We start from the raw sequence: 17823 nt of genomic DNA, 5'->3' as shown, positions 1-17823 counted from the left end.
GATGCGGATGCGCCGGCCGGTGCCCGGCGTGGCCGGGTGCGGTTGCGCCGGCCGGGGCTTCGCCCCGGGTCCGCGGGGCCGCCGGATCAGCCGAACGGGCTGGTCTCGGGTGCGGCGGGCGGCGCCTGCTCGGCCTCCGCCGGCGGGGCGGCGGGCGGGCTGCTCGGCGGGGCGAAGGGGTTGAAGTCCGGCGGCGGGACGCGCACGGGGGTGCCCTTCTTCGGCGCGTCGTCGTCCGGATCCGCCGCGGCGAGCGGGGGAGCGGCCGGCGGGGCCGGCGGCGGTGAGGTCGGCATCGGCGGTGCGGCCACCGGCGTCGGCGCGGCCGACGGCAGCGTGGTGCCGAACGGGTCGGTCTGCTGATCCGCCGCCGTCACGGTGCCGAAGGGGTCGCTGGTGCGGGCCGCCGGTGCGGCGGGCGCGGCCGGCGCTGCCGGCGGGGCGGCGGGCGGGCTGCTCGGCGGGGCGAAGGGGTTGAAGTCCGGCGGCGGGACGCGCACGGGGGTGCCCTTGAGCGGCTCCTCGTCCTCGCCCTCGGCGGCCGGTGCCGCGGCGGCCCTGGCGGGCTGCGGGGCGAAGGGGTTGAAGTCGGCGGGCGGGATCCGGACCGGCGTGCCCTTCCTCGTCTCCTCCTCCGGGGCGGGCTCGGCGGCGGCCTGCGCCGGGATCTCCGGCTGCGGGGCGAAGGGGTTGAAGTCGGCGGGCGGGATCCGGACCGGCGTGCCCTCGGGTTCGGCGGGCGCGGCCGGGGGAACGGGCGCGGCGGCGGGTTCGACCGGCGCGACCGGGGCGGGTGCGGTGACCGGGGCGGTGGCCTGCGCCGGGAGAGGGGCGAGCGTCCGGCCGTCCACGCCGTCCCAGGCGAACTGGATGCTCTTCAGCAGCTCGGCGAACGCCCCGGTGTACAGCTCCCAGTCCTGCGCGTGCGCGGTGGTCAGCTGCACGCACAGCACCGAAGCGCTGTCGGGCAGCGGCACCATGGCCTGTGCCACCGACAGCACCACCCAGCGGGCGGCGCCGTCGCCGGTCAGCCGGGCGGGTACGGGTACGGTGCGGCCCTCGACCAGCACCACGGCCGGTCCCGAGGGAAGCAGCACCGTCCACACCTCGGCGTGCGGGCGGGCGCCGGCGGTGTCGGTGGCGAGCACCTGGACGGGGCTCTGGTTCCGCGCGAGCGAGACCACCAGGGCGGCGTCGGTCGGGCGGCCGTCCAGGGTCAGCGCCGACAGGCCGGCGTACGCCACTCCGGAGGCGGCGAACAGGTCCGCGAGGCTCGCGCCGGCCACGGCCAGATCCCGGCGCGGTGCCGCTCCGGTGCCGCTGAACAGCTCCTCGGCGACCTCGGCCAGGTGCACGGCCAGGTCCGTCCCGGCGTCCGGGGCGGTGAGCGGGTGGAAGACCGGCGGGACGACCAGGCGCAGTTCGGCGCCGGCGCCCGGCGCCAGGGGAGCGGGCCGGCGGGTCTGCTGACCGTTCGCGAGGTCGGCCAGCGGGGCGGTGAAGGGCGGCCGAAGCTTCGGATCCGCGACCTCGCCGGTCACCGGCAGCCCGAGGAGCTCGGCCGTGGGGGCGCCGGCGTCCGGGGTCGCGCCGCGGACCGCGCCGCCGCCGAACCGCGCGAGCAGCGCCGCGGCGGCCGCCGCGCCCGCCGGGGCGCCGGTCGAGGCCGCACGGGCGCGGGCCGTACCGGCCGCGACCACCGTGCCGAGGTGGCCGACCGCCTGGTGCGCCGGACCGTGCTCGGCGAGGCCGATCCCGAACAGGGACTCGGCGGCCGGGTGCGCGGCGCCGAGCAGGACGGTCAGCGAAGCGCTTGGGTAGCGGGTGGTGCGCCCGTCGAGCAGGGCTTCGGCAAGGGCGCCGAGCGTCGCGGAGGCCTGCTCGGCGGCCGCGAACGGAGCCACCTCCCCGTCGGTGTAGCCGTCCTGGGTCATGGTGGCGAGCCCCCCGCTCTACTGCGTTCGGTGATCGTCTGAGATGCGCTCAATTTCTATCAGACACCGCCCGCCCAGCTGAAGCCGAACAGGCTCGGGCGGGGTGCTGACCGGCCCGGCCGCCCCACCCGTCCCGGTCCTCCCCGCCGTGACCGGTCGTGCCCGCCGTGACCGGGGTGACCGCTGTGACCGGGCCGGTCGGGACGGACGCACCACCGGAGGTGACCAAGGGCTTACCGGGGCCGGGCCACCGGGGCCGGGGCGCCGGGGGCTCAGGCCGGCGGCTGCGCGGCGAGCCGGGCGACGGCCTCGGCGAGGTCCGGCCGGGCGAACAGGTCGGCCAGCCGGCTCACCAGCTGCCCGGCCGGCCCGTCCGGCCGCTCGTCGGCGAAGTACCCGGCGAGGTCGCCGGCCAGCGCCGGCTCCCGGGCGACGGTCAGCACCAGCGAGGCGATGAACCCCTGCACCAGCTGCAGCTGCAACTCCTCACGCGGTACCGAGCGTTCGGCCAGCCACTCCAGTGAGGTGATCTCCACGGTGGCGATCCACGCCCGTACCGCCAGCCGGACGGCCGCGCTGGGCGCGGGCAGCGCCAGGTGCAGCAGGATCTGGTCGTGGGCCGCCAGCCGCACCTGGTCGATCACGGCGTTGGTCCCCGGACTCGCCGCGACCGAGCCGCCGCGCAGCAGGGCCGAGAAGCCGGGGCCGTGACTGTCCACGAAGTCCAGGTAGCGGCCCATCACGCGCAGCAGCCGCTCCGAGAGCGGACCGCGGGCGGGTTCCTCGAAGCGTCCAGCCAGCTCCTGCCCGGCCCGGCGCAGGGACTCCTCGTACAGGGCCTGCTTGCCGGGGAAGTAGTGGTACACCAGCGGGCGGGAGGCCCCGGCGGCCGCGGCGATGTCGTCGATCGACACCTCCTCCGGCGGGCGGAGGCTGAACTGCTCCAGGGCTACGGCGATCAGCTGTTCGCGCCGTTCGTCCACACTGAGCCGCCGCCGGGGCCGGTCCGCGGCGGCAGTGGCGGTCGCGGCGGTCGCGGAGCCGGCCCGGGACGCCGCCGGCGGTGTACGGGAAGCCATGGCGTCACCCTATCCGGCCGCCCGGCCGGCCCGGGTGCGCCTGCCAGGGCCGGCCCGCGCCGGGCCCTGTCGCGTCTCGTGCCCGTCCGGTCGCACGCCCGTCCGGTCCGGTGCCGGCCCCTCGCACCACGGGACAGACCGGCGGCCGGCGGGCCGGCGGGCCGGCGGAGATGACGAAACCCTGACGTCTCCCGCCGGGCCCTGGCTCCGGGCCGTCCGACCTGCTCGAATGGAGGAGTGAACGAAAGCCCCGCCGAGCGCGGTACCCCCGTAGGCCGCCGCGTCATCCTCGGCATGCTCGGCCTGGGCGTCGCGGGCGTCGCCGCCGGCCCCTACCTTCAGCGCGCCGCCGACGCGGTGGTGTCCAAGGTCAGCGAGAAGGACCCGACCGGACTGACCGGCCTGCTGCCGGGTGGCGGGTTCCGCTACTACTCGGTGGTCGGTTCGGTGCCCACCCGCACGGCCGAGGACTACACCCTCACCGTGGACGGCCTGGTCGACCGGCCGGCCACGCACCGCCTGGCCGATCTCCAGGCGATGCCGCAGACCCGAATCGTGCACGACGTCCAGTGCGTCACCGGCTGGCGGGTGCCGGGCACCCCGTTCGAAGGCGTCCGGCTGTCGCAGCTGTTGGACGCCGCCGGTGTGCGGCCCGACGCCACCGCCGTGCGCTTCAGCTGCTTCGACGGCAGCTACACCGAGAGCCTCACCCTGGAACAGGCCCGTCGCGACGACGTGCTGGTCGCGCTGCGGATGCAGGACGCCCCGGTCACGCACGAGCACGGCGGGCCGGTCCGCCTGTACGTCGCGCCGATGTACTTCTACAAGTCGGCGAAGTGGCTCTCCGGCATCACCCTGACCTCCACCGTCCAACCCGGCTACTGGGAGCACTACGGCTATGACGTCGACGCCTGGGTCGGACAGTCCAACGGGCGCGACGATGCCCCGACCGACTGACCGGCGGGCCCGCTTCGCCCGCGCCGAACGCCGGGTGCACCGCGGCACCGCCGCCCTGATGCTCATCTGCATCGCGACGGCCGCCTGTCTGTACGTGCCCGCGCTCGCCCAACTCGTCGGCCGGCGCCGGTTGGTGGTCACCGTGCACGAGTGGGCCGGGGTGCTGCTCCCGCTCCCGCTGCTGCTGGGTCTCGGCTCGCGCGCGCTGCGCGCCGACCTCTCCCGACTCGGCCGGTTCGCCCCGTACGACCGGCAGTGGGTCTCGGCCGTGCTGCACCGCGTGCCGCGTCGACCGGCCGGGAAGTTCAACGCCGGGCAGAAGCTGTACGCGGCCTGGATCGCGGGGGCGGCCCTGGTGATGATCGGCACCGGCCTGCTGATGTGGTTCACCGACCTCGCGCCGCTGGTCTGGCGCACCGGCGCGACCTTCGTGCACGACTGGCTGGCGCTCGCCGTCGGCCTGGTGGTCGCCGGGCACGTCTGGATGGCCGTCCGCGACCCGGAGTCCCGGCGCGGGATGCGCACCGGGACGGTGGACCGGCTCTGGGCGGTGCGCGAACACCCGCACTGGGACGGCGACGGGCCCACGAGCAGCTGAGGCCCGCCCGGCCGGTCCGCCCGGTCGCTCCGAAGGCCGCCCTGCGCGGCCGTCCTGGCAGGGCCGGCCGGTTCAGCCGGCGGCTGCGTCCCCGGGCGCGGTGGACTCCAGGTAGCGCCGGTAGGCGTCGCGCCCGTCCGGGACGAACTCCCACTCGGCGAGCCGGCCGGCCAGCTCCTCACCGGTCAGCCAGTCGTGCCAGGCGACCTCCTCGGCCTGTGGGGCGACCGGTCCGTCCCACTCGGCCTCGTACAGGTCGCACCACCAGGAGAGCGGGCCCTGCTCGAAGAGGAACTTGAACAGCCGGCGCGGCTCGACGCCCCGGACTCCGAGCTCCTCCTCGGCCTCCCGCACCGCCGCGCTCCGGTAGGTCTCGCCGGCGCCGACCACACCGCCCACGAACATGTCGTACGCCCCCGGCGCGAACAGTTTGGTGTCCGTCCGCCGATGCACGAAGATCCGCCCCTGCGGGTTCCGGACCAGGATGAAGACGCACCGGTGGGTGAGCCCCAGCCGGTACACCTCTCCGCGCTTCGCCTGTCCGGTCACCCGGTCGTGCTCGTCGACGACGTCCAGCAGTTCTTCGGCGGGGTCGGCGGGGTCGGCGGGGTCCGGGACCGGAACCGTGCTGTGCTCGCTCATGACCGTCACCGTACCGAGTCGGCGTCCGCCGCACGGCCCGGCTAGGGTTCGACGCGGCGGTCGGATGATCGGATCCACCGATGACCGCCGGATGTCCGAGGGTGGGTCGGCGGTGGAAGGCGGCGCGCGGTGGTGGAGATCTGGGGCGAGACGGCCGAGGGCTACGGGCCGGTCCGGGAGGCCTTCGCCCGCAACTTCCGCGAGTACGGCGAGCTCGGCGCGGCCTTCGCGCTGTACGTGCGCGGCCGCAAGGTGGTCGACCTCTGGGGCGGCGACGCCCGGCCCGAGGTCGGCGGCCGTCCGGCGCCCGCCGTGCCCTGGACGGCGGACACCGCCCAGGTGCTGCGATCGGTCACCAAGGGCCTGACCGCCGCCACCGCCCTGCACCTGGCCCAGCGCGGTCTGCTCGACCTGGACGCGCCGGCCTCCTCCTACTGGCCGGAGTTCGGCGCGGCCGGCAAGGGCGCCGTCCCCGTCCACCAGCTGCTCTCCCACCAGGCCGGGGTGCCCGCGCTGGACGTGCCGCTGCGCCTGGAGGACGTGCTCACCTGGGAGCCGGCCGCCGCCGCCGTCGCCGCCCAGGCGCCGGCCTGGGAGCCGGGCACCGCGCACGGTTACCACCCGTACACCTTCGGCTGGCTGGTGGGCGAGGTGATCCGGCGGGTCAGCGGGCGCACCGTGGGCCAGTACTTCGCCGAGGAGATCGCCCGGCCCTACGGCCTGGACCTCTGGATCGGCCTGCCGTCCGGCGCGGCCTCCAGGGTGGGCCGACTGGTCGACCTGCCCGCGCCCGAGGCGGCGCAGAGCGGGCCGAGCGGGCTTCGGGTGCGTCCCAAGCAGGCGGTGGTCGACGCCTACCGCGACCGGGGCTCGCTGACCGCCCGGGCCTTCGCCTCGGTCCGCTCGGTGGTGGATCTCAACGACCCGGCCGTGCAGGCCGCCGAGATCCCCGGCGCGGGCGGCATCGGCACGGCCCGCTCGGTGGCCCGCTTCTACGCCGCGCTGATCGGCGCCGCCGACCGGCACGGCGGCGCGCCCGGGGAGGTGCTCGCCCCGCTGCTCGGCCCGGACCTGCTGGCCAGGGCGATGGGGCCGGCGGTCAGCGGGCCGGACCGCGTACTGATCGTGAACTCCACCTTCGGTCTGGGCTTCTTCCGGCACGGCCCGACCTCGCCGATGGCCTCGCCGGCGAGCTTCGGCCACCCGGGGCGCGGCGGCTCGCTCGGCTTCGCCGACCCGCAGCTGGGCATCGGCTTCGGGTACGTGACCAACGGGATGCAGCCCGGTGTCACGGGGGACATCCGCTCGCGCACCCTGATCAGAGCGGTGCGGGAGTGCCTGCCCGCGAGCTGAGGGGCCCGGCCGGGCCCGGGGGCCCGGGTCGAGGGGCCTCTCAGGCTCGGCAGGGGCCCCTCGGCCCGTCGGCTCAGGCCTGACCGGTCTCGAACCGGGTGATCTTCCCGCCGTCGACGGTGAACCGCCAGGCGGTGCGCATCTCGCCCCAGGTGTCGTTGCGGTAGTCGGCGATCAGCGCCCGGCCCGCGGAGGACTCGGAGCGGACGTCGATGCGGCCGCGGGACGCGAAGATCTCCCGCTCGGTCCAGTCCTCCACGTCGCGCTCGCTCCCGTCGTCCGACATCGTCGCGTCCGGCGCCAGGGTGTTCCGGAACGCGTCGCGGTCGCCGGCGTTGATCGCCGCCACCAGGGCGCGGACCGCCGGATCGGACAGTTTGTCAACGGCGATGGCCATCTGTGCTCTCCCTTGTCGAAGTACGGGGGCGGGATGTCGCCCCCGACTCCACGGTGCGCGCAGCCGGCGCCGCGGCCCGCGTCCGCGTGCGGCGCGTCGGCATTTCGACACCTTTGTGTGCTTGTATCCACAAAAAGGTGAATCGCGGAACGGGAATCACCGCAGGCAATCACCGCACCGGAACCGTGGACCGTCACGCACCGTCACGGAGCGGTGAACCGCGTACGGAAGGGGGTCCGGCATGGGACCGGCCGAACTGCTCGTCCTGACGTTCCCGCAGGAGACCATCACCGTCGAGGCGGCCAGGGCCCTCGGCAGGCTGAGCACGGGTGGTGACATCCGGGTGATCGACTCGCTGGTGGTCACCCGGAAGGCCGACGGGGAGGCGACCTACGGCGAACTCGCCGACTTCGAGCACCTCCGGGGCGTCGTGCCGGACGCCGGGGCGGCACTGCCCCTGATTGGCCCCGAGGACGCCCAGGAGGCCGCCGAACTGCTGGAACCGGGCACGGTGGCACTGATCGTCCTGATCGAGCACCTCTGGGCCCAGGCCGCGGCGGACGCGATCCGGGAGGCGGGCGGACGGATCGCCTCGGGCGTCCGGATCCCGCCGGAGAACATCGAACAGGCGGTGCGTGCCGCCCGGGCGCGGCGAACGGCCGGTACGTGAGGGCGCCGCCCCGCTCCCGCCGGTGCGGCCCGGTGCGGCCCGGTGCGGCCCGGTGCGGCCCGGTGCGGCCCGGTGCGGACGGGGGCCGACGCTTCGGTCGTACCCGCACCCGTACCTCTACCGCTCGGCGCTCTCGCGTCGCAGTCGACCGCCGGCCGGACGTCGCGGATGGGCCGGCGGGTCTCGGCCGGGTGGCCGGGCCGGGGCGGCTCACCTCCGAGGAGTGCGAGTCCGCCGCCGGGGCCCGGCTGCTCGCCGGCTCAGGCCATCCGGTAGCGCCCGGTCCTGGACTCCCAGTGCAGGTAGCCGGCCAGCCAGGCGGTCAGGCCCTGCGCGTAGCGCCCGGCGAGCTCCAGATCCGCCGGATCAAGGCCCAGCGCCCGGTAGCTCTCGGGGAGTTGGGCGACCAGCTCGGTGCAGCGCGCGAGCATCTGCTGTGCCTCGGCCGTGACGACGGCGCAGGCCTCCTGCGCCGAGCAGCCGCGCTCCCGCTGGACGATCATCACCAGGTTGTTGACGTCCCCGGTCGGCGCCTCCTTCGGGTAGGAGCGGACGTCGTTGCTCAGCGAGGGTATGTCGGCTGCCAGTTGCCGCAGTTGACGCAGCACCGGGTGGTGATGGGCGGCCATCGGCACTTCGAAGCGGCCGAGCCGCTCGATCATGTCGAAGATGGTCTCCATCGCGGCCGTGCCCCGTCGCAGGGCCAGGTAGCCCTCGCGATCGGGCGGTCTCTCGGAGATGCGCCCCGCGGCCTCGGCCGGGTGACTGGCGAAGTACCACTCCCAGTTGTACGCGGCGCGGGCCCGCCAGCGCGCGGGCATGCCGAGCGTGCTGCGCCGCCACAGGTCGGCGAACGCCGTCTCGGCGGGGGAGTCCGGGTCGGGCGGCGCGCCGTGCAGGATCCCGGCGAGGCGGTCGCAGATCCGCGCGACCTCGGCCGGCCGTCGCCCGAGCGGGCCGTCGAACTGGTCGTCGAAGAGAAAGTAGAAGCCCATCAGGTCAGCGGCCAGGGCGAGTTCGTCGGGCCCGGCGTCGGGGTAGCCGAGCGCGGCGAGATCGACCACCTCCCAGTGCGCGTAGGGCGAGTCGCCGATGTCGCCGTACAGCAGCGGATGGCGCCGCAGCCACGTGCGGTGCTGCTCGGCGGCCTGCGCGGCGTGGGGGCTGCGACGGTGGGGGAACGGATGGAGAAGTGAGTTCTCGTCAGACATCGGACTCCCGGTGGCACCGTGGGGGTTGGGTGATTGGAGAAAGAAGATCAACTGTGCCCCGAGGGGCCGAGGGTATCTGATGGAATGATCGGCCGATAGGGATATCAGGGCAATTGCCCCGGCCGCTCGGCACGAACCCTCGATCTCGCCCTCGGCCTGCGCGAATGCCACCCGGAGCGCCCCCTGCGAGCGCTAGTGTCGGCTCCAGGTCCATGGCCCTTTCGTGACCGTGGACCGGCAGGTATGGATCGGCGAGGCGGAGGGCATGGCGGTGGCCGAGGAACGCGAAACACGGGGCGCATTCGAGCGCGGGACCAGTGTCGGAGCTGACGGCATGCCAGGTCAGGAGGGCCCCGCGGGCCCCACCGATCCCCACCTCACGGACCGCCTCGCAAGCCTCTCGGATCCCACCGGACCCGAGGGCGCCGACAGGACTGACCACCCCGAGAGCCACACCCGGCTGCGCGACCGCGAGTCGGAGGTCCGCTCGGCCGAGCTCGCGGTCGACAAGCTCTGCCGGGAGTTCGCGGCCGGCGGTACCGAGATCGGCGAACTGCTGATCTTCTCCGGCCGGGCCGGTCTGGGGAAGACGACGCTGCTGCACGAGGTCCGGCGCCGCGCCCACACCCGGGAGCGCTGCACCGTCCTGTTCGCCCGAGGCGGCGAGCAGCAGTACACCGAGCCGTACCACGTCCTGCGTCAGCTCCTGCAGCCGGTGCTCGGCGGCCTCACCGAATCCGAGCGCAACGAGGTCTTCGGCAACTGGTACGACACCGTCGGCCCCGCCATCGGTCTCTTCCGCCCCGGCAGCGAGGCGGTCGCCATCGACCCGCAGGGCATCAGGGACGGTCTGGACTACGTCCTCACCCAGCTCGCCCCGCGCCGTGCCCCGCTCGTCATGATCATCGACGACCTGCACTGGGCCGACCTGGAGTCGCTGAGCTGGCTGGCCGCCTTCGCCGTCCGATCCCGCGAACTGCCGGTGCTGCTGGTCATGGCCTACCGCGACGGTGACGAGTTCACCCCGGACGCGCTGCCGTTCCAGCAGGCCATCGCCGGCCAGGTCACCCGCGGGCACGAGCTGCGCGCCCTCACCCCGGCCTCGATGTCCGAGATCGTCCGGGAGGCGCTCGGGGCCGAGGCCGACGAGGCGTTCTGCTACGCGCTCTGGACGGTCACCCGGGGCAACCCGTACGACGCCACCGCGCTGCTCGGCCGGATCGTCGACCAGGAGCTGGAGCCGGTCGAGGAGAACGCCGGCGTCCTGGCCGAGCTCGCGGCCGAGGCCCGTGGCATGACGCTCAAGACCTGGCTGGACAAGCTCGGCACCAGCACCCTGCGCTTCGCCTGGGCCGCCGCGCTGCTCGGCACCGACATCAACGTGGACCTGGCCACCCGCATCTCGGCGCTCAGCAGGGAGGCCGCGAGTGACGCCATCAAGGCGCTGCGCAAGCACCGTGTGCTGATCCAGATGCCCGGCGGGAAGCTGGAGTTCGTCCACCCGTTGATCGGCACCTCGATCTACCGGACGATGCCGGACGCCACCCGGACGGGCATGCACGGCGTCGCGTTCACCGCGATCGAGAACGCCGGTCTCGGCCTGATCGCCGCCTCCCGCCACCTGGTCGCCACGCACCCCGAGGGCGACGACCGCACGGTGCGCAAGCTGCGGCGGGCCGCGAACGAACACCTCGCCATCGGCGCGCCGGAGGCGGCCCAGGCCTGTCTGCGCCGCGCCCTGGACGAGCCGCCGGAGGAGGAGGACCGCGCCGAGGTGCTCTACGAACTCGGCTGCTCCGCGCTGCTCACGGACCCGGCCTCGACCGCCAACCAGCTGCGGCTCGCCCTCGACCCGGACGAGGGACTGCGCCCGGAACTGCGGGTGGACGCCACCTTCCGGCTCTCGGAGGTGCTCGCCCACAACGGCGAACTGGCCGAGGCGGCCCGGGTCTGCCGGGACGAGATCGGACGCACCGAGGACGCGGCGGGCCGGTTGCGGCTGGAGGCGGCGTCCTTCGTCTGGCAGGCCTTCCGCAAGGACGAGGAGGACGGCCCGGCGCGCTCCCACCGGCTGGAGGAACTCTGGCGCGGCCTCACCGGCCAGGGCACCGCCGACCGCGCCGTCCTCGCGATCCGGGCCTGGGACCTCACCCTGCGCGGCGAGCCCGCGACCGTGGCGCTCTCGCTGGTCGAGGAGGCCCTGGACGGCGGCCGCCTGCCCGACGGCCTGGAGTGGACCGGCACCACCTGGGGCTTCGAGCTGCCCGCCATCATCGGGCTCACCTTCACGTACACCGACCGGCTGGCGCTCGCCGAACGGCTCTTCTCGGACGCCATCATGGAGTTCGAGCTGGCCGGCTGGAGCGGCGCGCACCGCGGCTTCGGCTACTTCCTGATGGGCCTCACCCGGTTCCGTCGCGGCCTGCTCGCCGAGGCCGAGGACTTCCTGCGCCGGGCACTGCGGCTCTCCGAGCGGATCGCGCCCGGCCTGCCGCTGGAGTGGGACGCCGTCGGCGTGCTGGTGGACACCCTGATCGCCCGCGGCCGGACCGAGGAGGCCTGGGAGCTGGCGGAGAAGCACCACTTCCGCCCGCCCTACCACGCGACCGCGATGGTGCTGCCGGACGCGGCGTCCCTGTACGGCAAGCTGCTGCTCGCCAAGGGCTGGCACGGGCCGGCCGCGGCCGAACTCAAGCTGGCCGGGGCCAGGCTGACCGAACGCGGCTGGCACAACACCGTCTGGGCGCCCTGGGCCGGGCACCTCGCGGTCGCACTGGCGAAGGAGGACCCCAAGCGGGCCTGGGAGCTGGCCGAGGAGTCGGTGGCCCGGGCGGAGGCCTTCGGCACCGCGTCCGCGATCGGCATCGCCCTGCGGCTGCACGCCGAGATCGCCGACGGACCGAAGGCGGTGGAGCTGCTGGAGCGCGCGGTGAGCCACCTCGGTCAGTCGCCGGCCGGTTACGAGCACGCCGTCGCACTGGTCGACCTGGGCTGCGCGCTGCGCCGGGTCGGCCGGCTGGACGACGCGGCCGAGTACCTCTACCAGGGCATCGAGCTCGCCCAGCACTGCGCCGCGGACGGCCTGGTGGGCCGCGCCCGCCGGGAGCTGGCCAAGTCCGGGCTGCGTCCCAACCGGCTGCGGACGGTCAGCAAGGACGCGTTGAGCGCCCCGGAGTGGGAGGTGGCCACGCTGGCCGTGAAGGGCCTCCCGGCCCAGCGGATCGCCCAGCAGTTGAGCGTGCCGCTGAGCATGGTCCACCGTCGGCTCGCCGCGGTGCACCGCAAGACCGGCACCGGCCCGGAGGGGCTCGCCGCCGCCCTCGGCCTGACGTCGGGTCTGCCCGGGACGTCCGAGGAGCCCGGGACGCCGGAGGAGTCCGGGACGCCGGACTGAGCGCGGCCGGTGCGGCGGGCCGCGGTGCGGCGGGTCGCGGTGTGGACGGACGACGCCCCGGGCCCGCCGCGCCGCTAGGCTTGCCGGTGGGGCGACAGGATCGCTCAGACTCGAACAGAATTCGACGCGGGGCAGCCGTTGCGGCGAGCCCCGGCGACCACTGAGGAGCAGGTCATGGCGACGCACCGGGCGGACGTGCAGGGCACGGACGTGAAGCACACGGAGGCGGTGCAGCAGGCTGTGGCGGAAGGGGGCGAGGAGCACCCGGGGACGTCCGTGCGCTGCGAGCCGTTCGAGCCCGGCGGCGACGCCGCCATCGAGCGCTGGACCTTGCGGGCCGGCCCGTACGAGGCGTCCGTCCTGTCGCTCGGCGCGACCCTGCACACCCTGTGGGCACCCGACCGTGACGGCGTGAGCGCCCAGATCCTGCTCAGCAGCGACCGGTTGGCCGACGTGCTCGGCCCGGCCCGGTACTACGGCGCCACCGTGGGCCGCTACGCGAACCGGATCGCCGACAGCCGGATCACCGTGGACGGCGAGGCGCACGAACTCGCCCCCACCGGCCGCGGGGTCACCCTGCACGGCGGCCCGGACGGCTTCGCCAACCGGATCTGGCAGGCCGAGGAGATCGTCCCGCCCGGCCGGGGCCCGGGCGGGGTCCGGTTCCACCTGCACAGCCCGGACGGGGACCAGGGCTTTCCCGGCGCGCTCGACGTCAGCGTGGCCTACACCCTCTCCGCCACGGGGGAGTTGACCATCTCCTACCGTGCGACCACGACCCGCGCCACGGTGGTCAACCTCACCAACCACGCGTACGTCAACCTGGCGGGCGAGGGGAACGGGGACATCCTGGGCCACCTGCTCACCCTCGACGCCGACGCGTACACCCCGGTCGACGACCGGCAGATCCCGTACGGGCCCTACGAGCCGGTGAGCGGCACGCCGTTCGACTTCACCACCGCCCGGCGGGTCGGCGAGTCCATCCACGACGGCCACCCGCAGCTCGCGGGCGGCGGCTACGACCACAACTGGGTGCTGCGCGCCCGCGCCGAGGACGGCGGGGCGACCCGCGCGGCCCTGCTCCACGACCCGGCGGGCGGTCGCACCCTGGAGGTGCTCACCACCGAGCCGGGCCTGCAGGTCTACACCGCCAACAGCTTCGACGGCGCGGTCACCGGCGCGTCCGGCACGGCCTACGGGCCGCACTCCGGCATCGCGCTGGAGACCCAGCACCACCCCGACTCCCCGAACCGGCCGGAGTACCCGAGCACCGTGCTGCGGCCGGGCGAGGAGTTCCGTTCGACCACGGTGCTGCGTCTGAGCGTCAGCTGACGGGCGGCTCCGCCGGAGCCGGTCCGTCCGCCGGGAGGCGGTGCAGGTCACGGCGCATGCAGAGCCTCGGCCAGCGGTCGAGGCCGTGCGCCGCCTCCTGCCGGCGGATCTCCCGCAGGCCGGGGGTGACCTCGGCCGCGGCCAGCGGGCGGAATCCGCACCGCTCGTAGTACGGGGCGTTCCAGGGCACGTCGGCGAAGGTGGTCAGGGTCAGCGCGGCGGCCTCGGTGTGCGCGGCCAGGTGGTCGATCAGCGCGCGGCCCAGGCCCCGGCGGGCGTGGGCCGGGTGCACCGACACCTGCTCGACGTGCAGGGCGCCGTCGACCGGCACGGCGATCAGGTAGGCCACCGGCCGGTCGTCCGCGTCCACCACGACCAGCGCGGTGCCCGTGTCCAGGTACCGGGCGAGTTCGGTCACGGACAGCGGCTCGTCGTCGGCGATCTCGGGCATGCCGACGGCCCGGAAGCACTCCCCGGCCGCCCACTCGATCTCCCGGAGCAGCGGCAGTTCGTCCCTGGTGGCGGATCTGATGCGCATCCGCCCAGTCTTCCCGGCCGGCCGGCGGACCGGCCACCGTAATATGGCGCCATGGACAGCAGTGACCCCGGTGTGCACAAGGCGCTCGCCGCGCCGGCCCGGCGGGCCCTGCTGGCCACGTTGACCGAGGCGCCCGGGCCGCTGGACGTCGGGCAGCTCGGCGAGGCGCTGGAGCTGCACGTCACCACCGTGCGCCATCACCTCACCGCCCTGGTCGAGGCCGGTCTGGTCGAGGTGCGGCGGGAGCCGGCCGCCGGGCGCGGGCGGCCCAGGCTGCGGTACGCGGCGGCCCCCGAGCGGGAACAGCTGACGGCGTACCGGAGGCTGGTCGAGGTGCTCGCGCTCGGCTACGGCGCCGGTGCGCAGGAGCGCTCCGCGCGCGCCGAGGAGGCCGGCCGGCGGTGGGGCGCGGGATCCGCCGGTGAGCCCGGCACCGGAGCCGAGCCCGGTATCGGAGCCGGTACCGGAGCCGAGCCCGGGCCGGCGAGCGGCCGGGAGCTGGCGCGGCGGGTGCTGGCCGAGGCCGAAGGCTGGGGATTCGCGCCGGAGTCGACGCCGGACGGCGCCGAGGTACGGCTGCACAGCTGCCCGTTCCTGGCGAACGCCGAGCGTCACCCGGAGGTGGTCTGCGCCGTGCACCGGGGCCTGCTGGACGCGCTGGCCGAACGGGCCGGCCGCCCCGGCGGTGTCACGCTGCGGCCGTTCTCCGCCCCCGGGATCTGCTCGATCGTCATCGCGCCGCCGAACGCCTGACGCCCCGCCGCACGGGAGCAGGCGGGGCGCGGGGGGAGGCTGCGGTCAGCGGTCAGCGGTCAGCGGTCAGCGGTCTGCGGTCTGCGGTCGGCGGTCAGCGGTCGGCGAGCCAGAGGTCCGGGCCGAACACCTCGTAGTGGACGGATCCGGCGGGCACCCCGCGCCGGAGCAGCTCGGTGCGGACGGAGCGCATGAAGGGCAGCGGTCCGCAGCATGACAATGAAGCCCCGGCGCGCGGGGCGACCGATGGCGTGCAAGGGGTTTCGCGGGCGCCCGCCGGGTGGCGGCGCTGTCCACGGGTGCGCCGAGCAGGGCATCCGACGGCGGGTCCGTCATCGAGAGACAACCGCGCGGCTACGCCGGGGACACGCGAACGTAACGATCGCAGGATCTTGCAGAAACTTGCTGCAAGCTCTTTCCGCGAGGATTGCTTCGCTGTTACGTTCCTCCCCAAGCCCGGCGGCACTACGGCGCGGTCGGCTCGGGACAGCCATTATGCGCCGTCCTCGACCATCTCGGGCACCCCCACCTTCTTCTAGGAGTTCTCATGCGGCGTGGCATCGCGGCCTCTGCCCTCGTTGCGGCCCTCGCGGTCTCGATGGCAGCCTGTGGCAGCAGTGGCTCCGGTTCGGACAGCAAGGCCTCCGGCCCGGTCACCATCACCTACTGGGACACCTCGAACGCCACCAACGAGGCGCCGAACTACCAGGAGCTCGCCAAGAAGTTCGAGGCCGCCAACCCGAACATCAAGGTCAACTTCGTCAGCGTCCCGTTCGACCAGGCCCAGAACAAGCTGCAGACCGCGATGGGCGCCTCCGGCGCCCCCGACGTCTTCCGCTCCGAGGTCGGCTGGACCGCCGCCTTCGCCAAGGCCGGCTACCTCGAGCCCCTCGACGGCACCCCCGCCGCCACCGACGCCGCCGCCTTCCAGCCCAGCCTCGTCCAGCAGGCCAAGTACCAGGGCAAGCTCTACGGCATCCCCCTGGTCACCGACACCCTCGGCCTGCTCTACAACAAGGACCTCTTCACCAAGGCCGGCATCACCACCGCCCCCACCACCTGGGACGAACTCAAGACCGACGCCGCCACCCTCAAGGACAAGGCCGGCGTCGACGGCTTCTGGATGCGCGCCGGCGACGGCTACTACGCCATGCCCCTCCTCTTCGGCGAAGGCACCGACACCGTCGACGCCACCGGCAAGAAGATCACCATCACCACCCCCGAAGCCGCCAAGGCCGTCGAAACCTACAAGACCCTCTTCACCGCCCCCGGAACCGTCAAGGCCGACCTCACCTCCGACGGCTACGCCCACATGATGGACGCCTTCAACAGCGGCAAGGTCGCCGCCATCATCCAGGGCCCCTGGGAGGTCACCAACATCTACAAGGGCACCGCCTTCACCGACAAGAACAACCTCGGCATCGCCCCCGTCCCCGCCGGCACCGCCGGCAAGGCCGGCGCCCCCACCGGCGGCCACAACGTCTCCGTCTACGCCGGCTCCGACACCGCCCACAAGGCCGCCGCCGAGAAGTTCGCCGCCTACATGACCTCCGCCGACAGCGAGTCCTTCATCGCCCAGAAGAACTCCACCCTCCCCACCCGCGCCGACGCCTTCACCCCCGACGTCAAGGCCAACCCCGGCATCGCCGGCTTCCAGGCCGTCCTCGCCACCGCCAAGCCCCGCCCCGAACTCCCCGAGTACAGCTCCCTCTTCGCCTCCCTCGGCACCAACCTCGGCAAGATCGTCCAGGGCACCAGCACCCAGGACGGCCTCACCACCATCGCCACCGACTACGCCAAGCTCCTCCCCGACTTCAGCAAGTAGTCACCCCCGGCCGTCCGGCAAGCCCGCGAGGGCGGGCCGGACGGCCACCGGCCGTGGGACCGAGGGCACTCCGGCCGTCCTCGTACGAACAGCAGTCGCCGAGTTGAGGCTGCGGACCTCTCGAAAAGGTGTCAACAAATGGCAGTCGCCGTGCAGGGTGCACCCAGCAAGGGCAGCCGGGAGCGCGAACCGCGCCCGGGCTTCGTGGAGCGGTTCAAGCGCTCGTACAGCAAGCACTGGTACGCCTACGCGATGATCGCGCCGGTGGTCGTGGTACTCGGCGTGCTGGTGCTGTACCCGCTCGCCGAGGGCATGTGGATGACCCTCACCGACGCCACCAGCCTCAACACGGCGCGCCAGATCGGCGTCAACAGGATCCCGGCCTCGTACCACTTCGTGGGCCTGCACAACTACGCCGACATCCTCTGGGGCCCGGGCTCGTACGACCGGTTCTGGTCGCACTTCACCTGGACCATCGCCTGGACGGTCATCTGCGTCTGCCTGCACTACACGCTCGGCCTCGGCCTCGCGCTGCTGCTCAACCAGAAGCTGCGCGGCCGCGGCGCGTACCGCCTGCTGCTGATCCTGCCGTGGGCCGTGCCGACCTTCGTGACGGTCTTCTCCTGGCGGCTGATGCTCTCCGACGGCGGCGCCGTCAACACCGTGCTCTCCACCCTGCACCTGCCGCAGCCCGGCTGGCTGGACGACCCGGTGGCCCAGAAGGCGGCCGCGATCCTGGTCAACACCTGGTGCGGCGTCCCGTTCATGATGATCTCGCTGCTCGGCGGTCTGCAGTCGATCCCCGGCGAGCTGTACGAGGCCGCCGAGATGGACGGCGCGACCGCCTGGCAGCAATTCCGCCACGTGACCCTGCCGGGCCTGCGCAGCGTCTCCAGCACCGTCGTGCTGCTCGGTGTGATCTGGACGTTCAACCAGTTCGCCGTGATCTTCCTGCTCTTCGGCTCGGGCGGATCGGACGCCCAGCTCCTGGTCACCTGGGCCTACCGCCTCGGCTTCGGCCAGCAGCCCCGCGACTACGCCCAGTCGGCCGCCTACGGCGTCATCCTGCTCTCCATCCTGATCGTCTTCACCTCCTTCTACCGGCGCTGGCTGGCCCGCAACGAGAAGGCGAACGGCTGA

At 74.1% G+C, this 17823-nt stretch carries 15 protein-coding genes; 9 read left to right on the top strand and 6 right to left on the bottom strand.

Going from position 1 to position 17823, the window contains the following annotated elements; genetic code table 11:
* Positions 1-86: 86 nt before the first annotated feature.
* Entirely contained in the window at positions 87-1934 is a 1848-nt protein-coding gene (locus OG823_RS05790) for a hypothetical protein (protein ID WP_371478075.1), read from the bottom strand.
* A 272-nt stretch (positions 1935-2206) separates the two neighbouring features.
* The gene (locus OG823_RS05785; protein WP_371478073.1) at positions 2207-3013 is read right to left on the bottom strand and encodes a TetR/AcrR family transcriptional regulator; all 807 of its coding nucleotides are present in this window, start codon (positions 3011-3013) and stop codon (positions 2207-2209) included.
* Between the two features lie 294 nt (positions 3014-3307).
* Here OG823_RS05785 and OG823_RS05780 point away from each other — a divergent pair, with 294 nt between their 5' ends.
* Positions 3308-3970, top strand: coding sequence for a molybdopterin-dependent oxidoreductase (locus OG823_RS05780; RefSeq protein WP_371484319.1), 663 nt, complete (start codon positions 3308-3310; stop codon positions 3968-3970).
* Complete coding sequence (locus tag OG823_RS05775; RefSeq protein WP_371478070.1) at positions 3954-4568, top strand: cytochrome b/b6 domain-containing protein; 615 nt, start codon at positions 3954-3956, stop codon at positions 4566-4568. Before OG823_RS05780 ends, OG823_RS05775 begins: the two co-directional genes overlap by 17 nt.
* Positions 4569-4640: 72 nt before the next feature.
* Here OG823_RS05775 and OG823_RS05770 read toward each other — a convergent pair whose 3' ends face one another.
* Positions 4641-5210 (bottom strand): NUDIX hydrolase, encoded by a 570-nt coding sequence (locus OG823_RS05770; RefSeq protein WP_371478068.1) that lies wholly within the window; start codon positions 5208-5210, stop codon positions 4641-4643.
* 129 nt (positions 5211-5339) lie between these two features.
* On the opposite strand from OG823_RS05770, the gene OG823_RS05765 reads away from it, so the two are divergent.
* On the top strand, positions 5340-6563 hold the full coding sequence (locus OG823_RS05765) for a serine hydrolase domain-containing protein (protein WP_371478067.1): 1224 nt from the start codon (positions 5340-5342) through the stop codon (positions 6561-6563).
* 73 nt (positions 6564-6636) lie between these two features.
* Here OG823_RS05765 and OG823_RS05760 read toward each other — a convergent pair whose 3' ends face one another.
* Positions 6637-6960 (bottom strand): nuclear transport factor 2 family protein, encoded by a 324-nt coding sequence (locus OG823_RS05760; protein ID WP_371478065.1) that lies wholly within the window; start codon positions 6958-6960, stop codon positions 6637-6639.
* A gap of 241 nt (positions 6961-7201) precedes the next feature.
* Between OG823_RS05760 and OG823_RS05755 the strand changes: the two genes are divergently transcribed.
* A complete protein-coding gene (locus OG823_RS05755; protein WP_371478063.1) occupies positions 7202-7630 on the top strand; it encodes a DUF6325 family protein in 429 nt (142 codons plus the stop codon).
* A gap of 260 nt (positions 7631-7890) precedes the next feature.
* On the opposite strand, the gene OG823_RS05750 is transcribed toward OG823_RS05755, so the two are convergent.
* On the bottom strand, positions 7891-8841 hold the full coding sequence (locus OG823_RS05750; protein WP_371478062.1) for a terpene cyclase: 951 nt from the start codon (positions 8839-8841) through the stop codon (positions 7891-7893).
* A 334-nt stretch (positions 8842-9175) separates the two neighbouring features.
* On the opposite strand from OG823_RS05750, the gene OG823_RS05745 reads away from it, so the two are divergent.
* Both OG823_RS05745 and OG823_RS05740 read left to right on the top strand, forming a co-directional pair.
* Positions 9176-12235, top strand: coding sequence for an AAA family ATPase (locus tag OG823_RS05745; protein ID WP_371478060.1), 3060 nt, complete (start codon positions 9176-9178; stop codon positions 12233-12235).
* A 174-nt stretch (positions 12236-12409) separates the two neighbouring features.
* On the top strand, positions 12410-13567 hold the full coding sequence (locus OG823_RS05740; protein ID WP_371478058.1) for an aldose epimerase family protein: 1158 nt from the start codon (positions 12410-12412) through the stop codon (positions 13565-13567).
* Here the strand turns inward: OG823_RS05740 and OG823_RS05735 are convergent.
* Positions 13560-14105: a GNAT family N-acetyltransferase gene (locus OG823_RS05735; protein ID WP_371478056.1), complete on the bottom strand. Its 546-nt coding sequence runs from the start codon at positions 14103-14105 to the stop codon at positions 13560-13562. The two genes, OG823_RS05740 and OG823_RS05735, sit on opposite strands and share 8 nt — an antisense overlap.
* A gap of 51 nt (positions 14106-14156) precedes the next feature.
* Here OG823_RS05735 and OG823_RS05730 point away from each other — a divergent pair, with 51 nt between their 5' ends.
* The 3 genes from OG823_RS05730 (at position 14157) to OG823_RS05720 (ending at position 17823) form a co-directional block, all read left to right on the top strand.
* Positions 14157-14858 carry a helix-turn-helix transcriptional regulator gene (locus OG823_RS05730; RefSeq protein WP_371478055.1) on the top strand — a complete coding sequence of 234 codons (702 nt, stop codon included), beginning with the start codon at positions 14157-14159 and terminating at the stop codon, positions 14856-14858.
* A 547-nt stretch (positions 14859-15405) separates the two neighbouring features.
* On the top strand, positions 15406-16683 hold the full coding sequence (locus OG823_RS05725) for an extracellular solute-binding protein (RefSeq protein WP_371478053.1): 1278 nt from the start codon (positions 15406-15408) through the stop codon (positions 16681-16683).
* A 138-nt stretch (positions 16684-16821) separates the two neighbouring features.
* Positions 16822-17823 (top strand): carbohydrate ABC transporter permease, encoded by a 1002-nt coding sequence (locus tag OG823_RS05720; protein WP_371478051.1) that lies wholly within the window; start codon positions 16822-16824, stop codon positions 17821-17823.

Origin of the sequence: Kitasatospora sp. NBC_00315 (assembly GCF_041435095.1) — a bacterium.
GTDB lineage: Bacteria > Actinomycetota > Actinomycetes > Streptomycetales > Streptomycetaceae > Kitasatospora.
Note: the sequence above shows the minus strand (reverse complement) of the source record. Positions and strands in the feature narration are given on the sequence as shown.

Coding starts and splice junctions, on each gene's coding strand:
- OG823_RS05760 (WP_371478065.1), bottom strand. CDS start 6,960: ATGGCCATCGCCGTTGACAAACTGTCCGATCCGGCGGTCCGCGCCCTG.
- OG823_RS05745 (WP_371478060.1), top strand. CDS start 9,176: ATGCCAGGTCAGGAGGGCCCCGCGGGCCCCACCGATCCCCACCTCACG.
- OG823_RS05740 (WP_371478058.1), top strand. CDS start 12,410: ATGGCGACGCACCGGGCGGACGTGCAGGGCACGGACGTGAAGCACACG.
- OG823_RS05755 (WP_371478063.1), top strand. CDS start 7,202: ATGGGACCGGCCGAACTGCTCGTCCTGACGTTCCCGCAGGAGACCATC.
- OG823_RS05750 (WP_371478062.1), bottom strand. CDS start 8,841: ATGTCTGACGAGAACTCACTTCTCCATCCGTTCCCCCACCGTCGCAGC.
- OG823_RS05775 (WP_371478070.1), top strand. CDS start 3,954: ATGCCCCGACCGACTGACCGGCGGGCCCGCTTCGCCCGCGCCGAACGC.
- OG823_RS05735 (WP_371478056.1), bottom strand. CDS start 14,105: ATGCGCATCAGATCCGCCACCAGGGACGAACTGCCGCTGCTCCGGGAG.
- OG823_RS05780 (WP_371484319.1), top strand. CDS start 3,308: ATGCTCGGCCTGGGCGTCGCGGGCGTCGCCGCCGGCCCCTACCTTCAG.
- OG823_RS05730 (WP_371478055.1), top strand. CDS start 14,157: ATGGACAGCAGTGACCCCGGTGTGCACAAGGCGCTCGCCGCGCCGGCC.
- OG823_RS05785 (WP_371478073.1), bottom strand. CDS start 3,013: ATGGCTTCCCGTACACCGCCGGCGGCGTCCCGGGCCGGCTCCGCGACC.
- OG823_RS05770 (WP_371478068.1), bottom strand. CDS start 5,210: ATGAGCGAGCACAGCACGGTTCCGGTCCCGGACCCCGCCGACCCCGCC.
- OG823_RS05725 (WP_371478053.1), top strand. CDS start 15,406: ATGCGGCGTGGCATCGCGGCCTCTGCCCTCGTTGCGGCCCTCGCGGTC.
- OG823_RS05720 (WP_371478051.1), top strand. CDS start 16,822: ATGGCAGTCGCCGTGCAGGGTGCACCCAGCAAGGGCAGCCGGGAGCGC.
- OG823_RS05790 (WP_371478075.1), bottom strand. CDS start 1,934: ATGACCCAGGACGGCTACACCGACGGGGAGGTGGCTCCGTTCGCGGCC.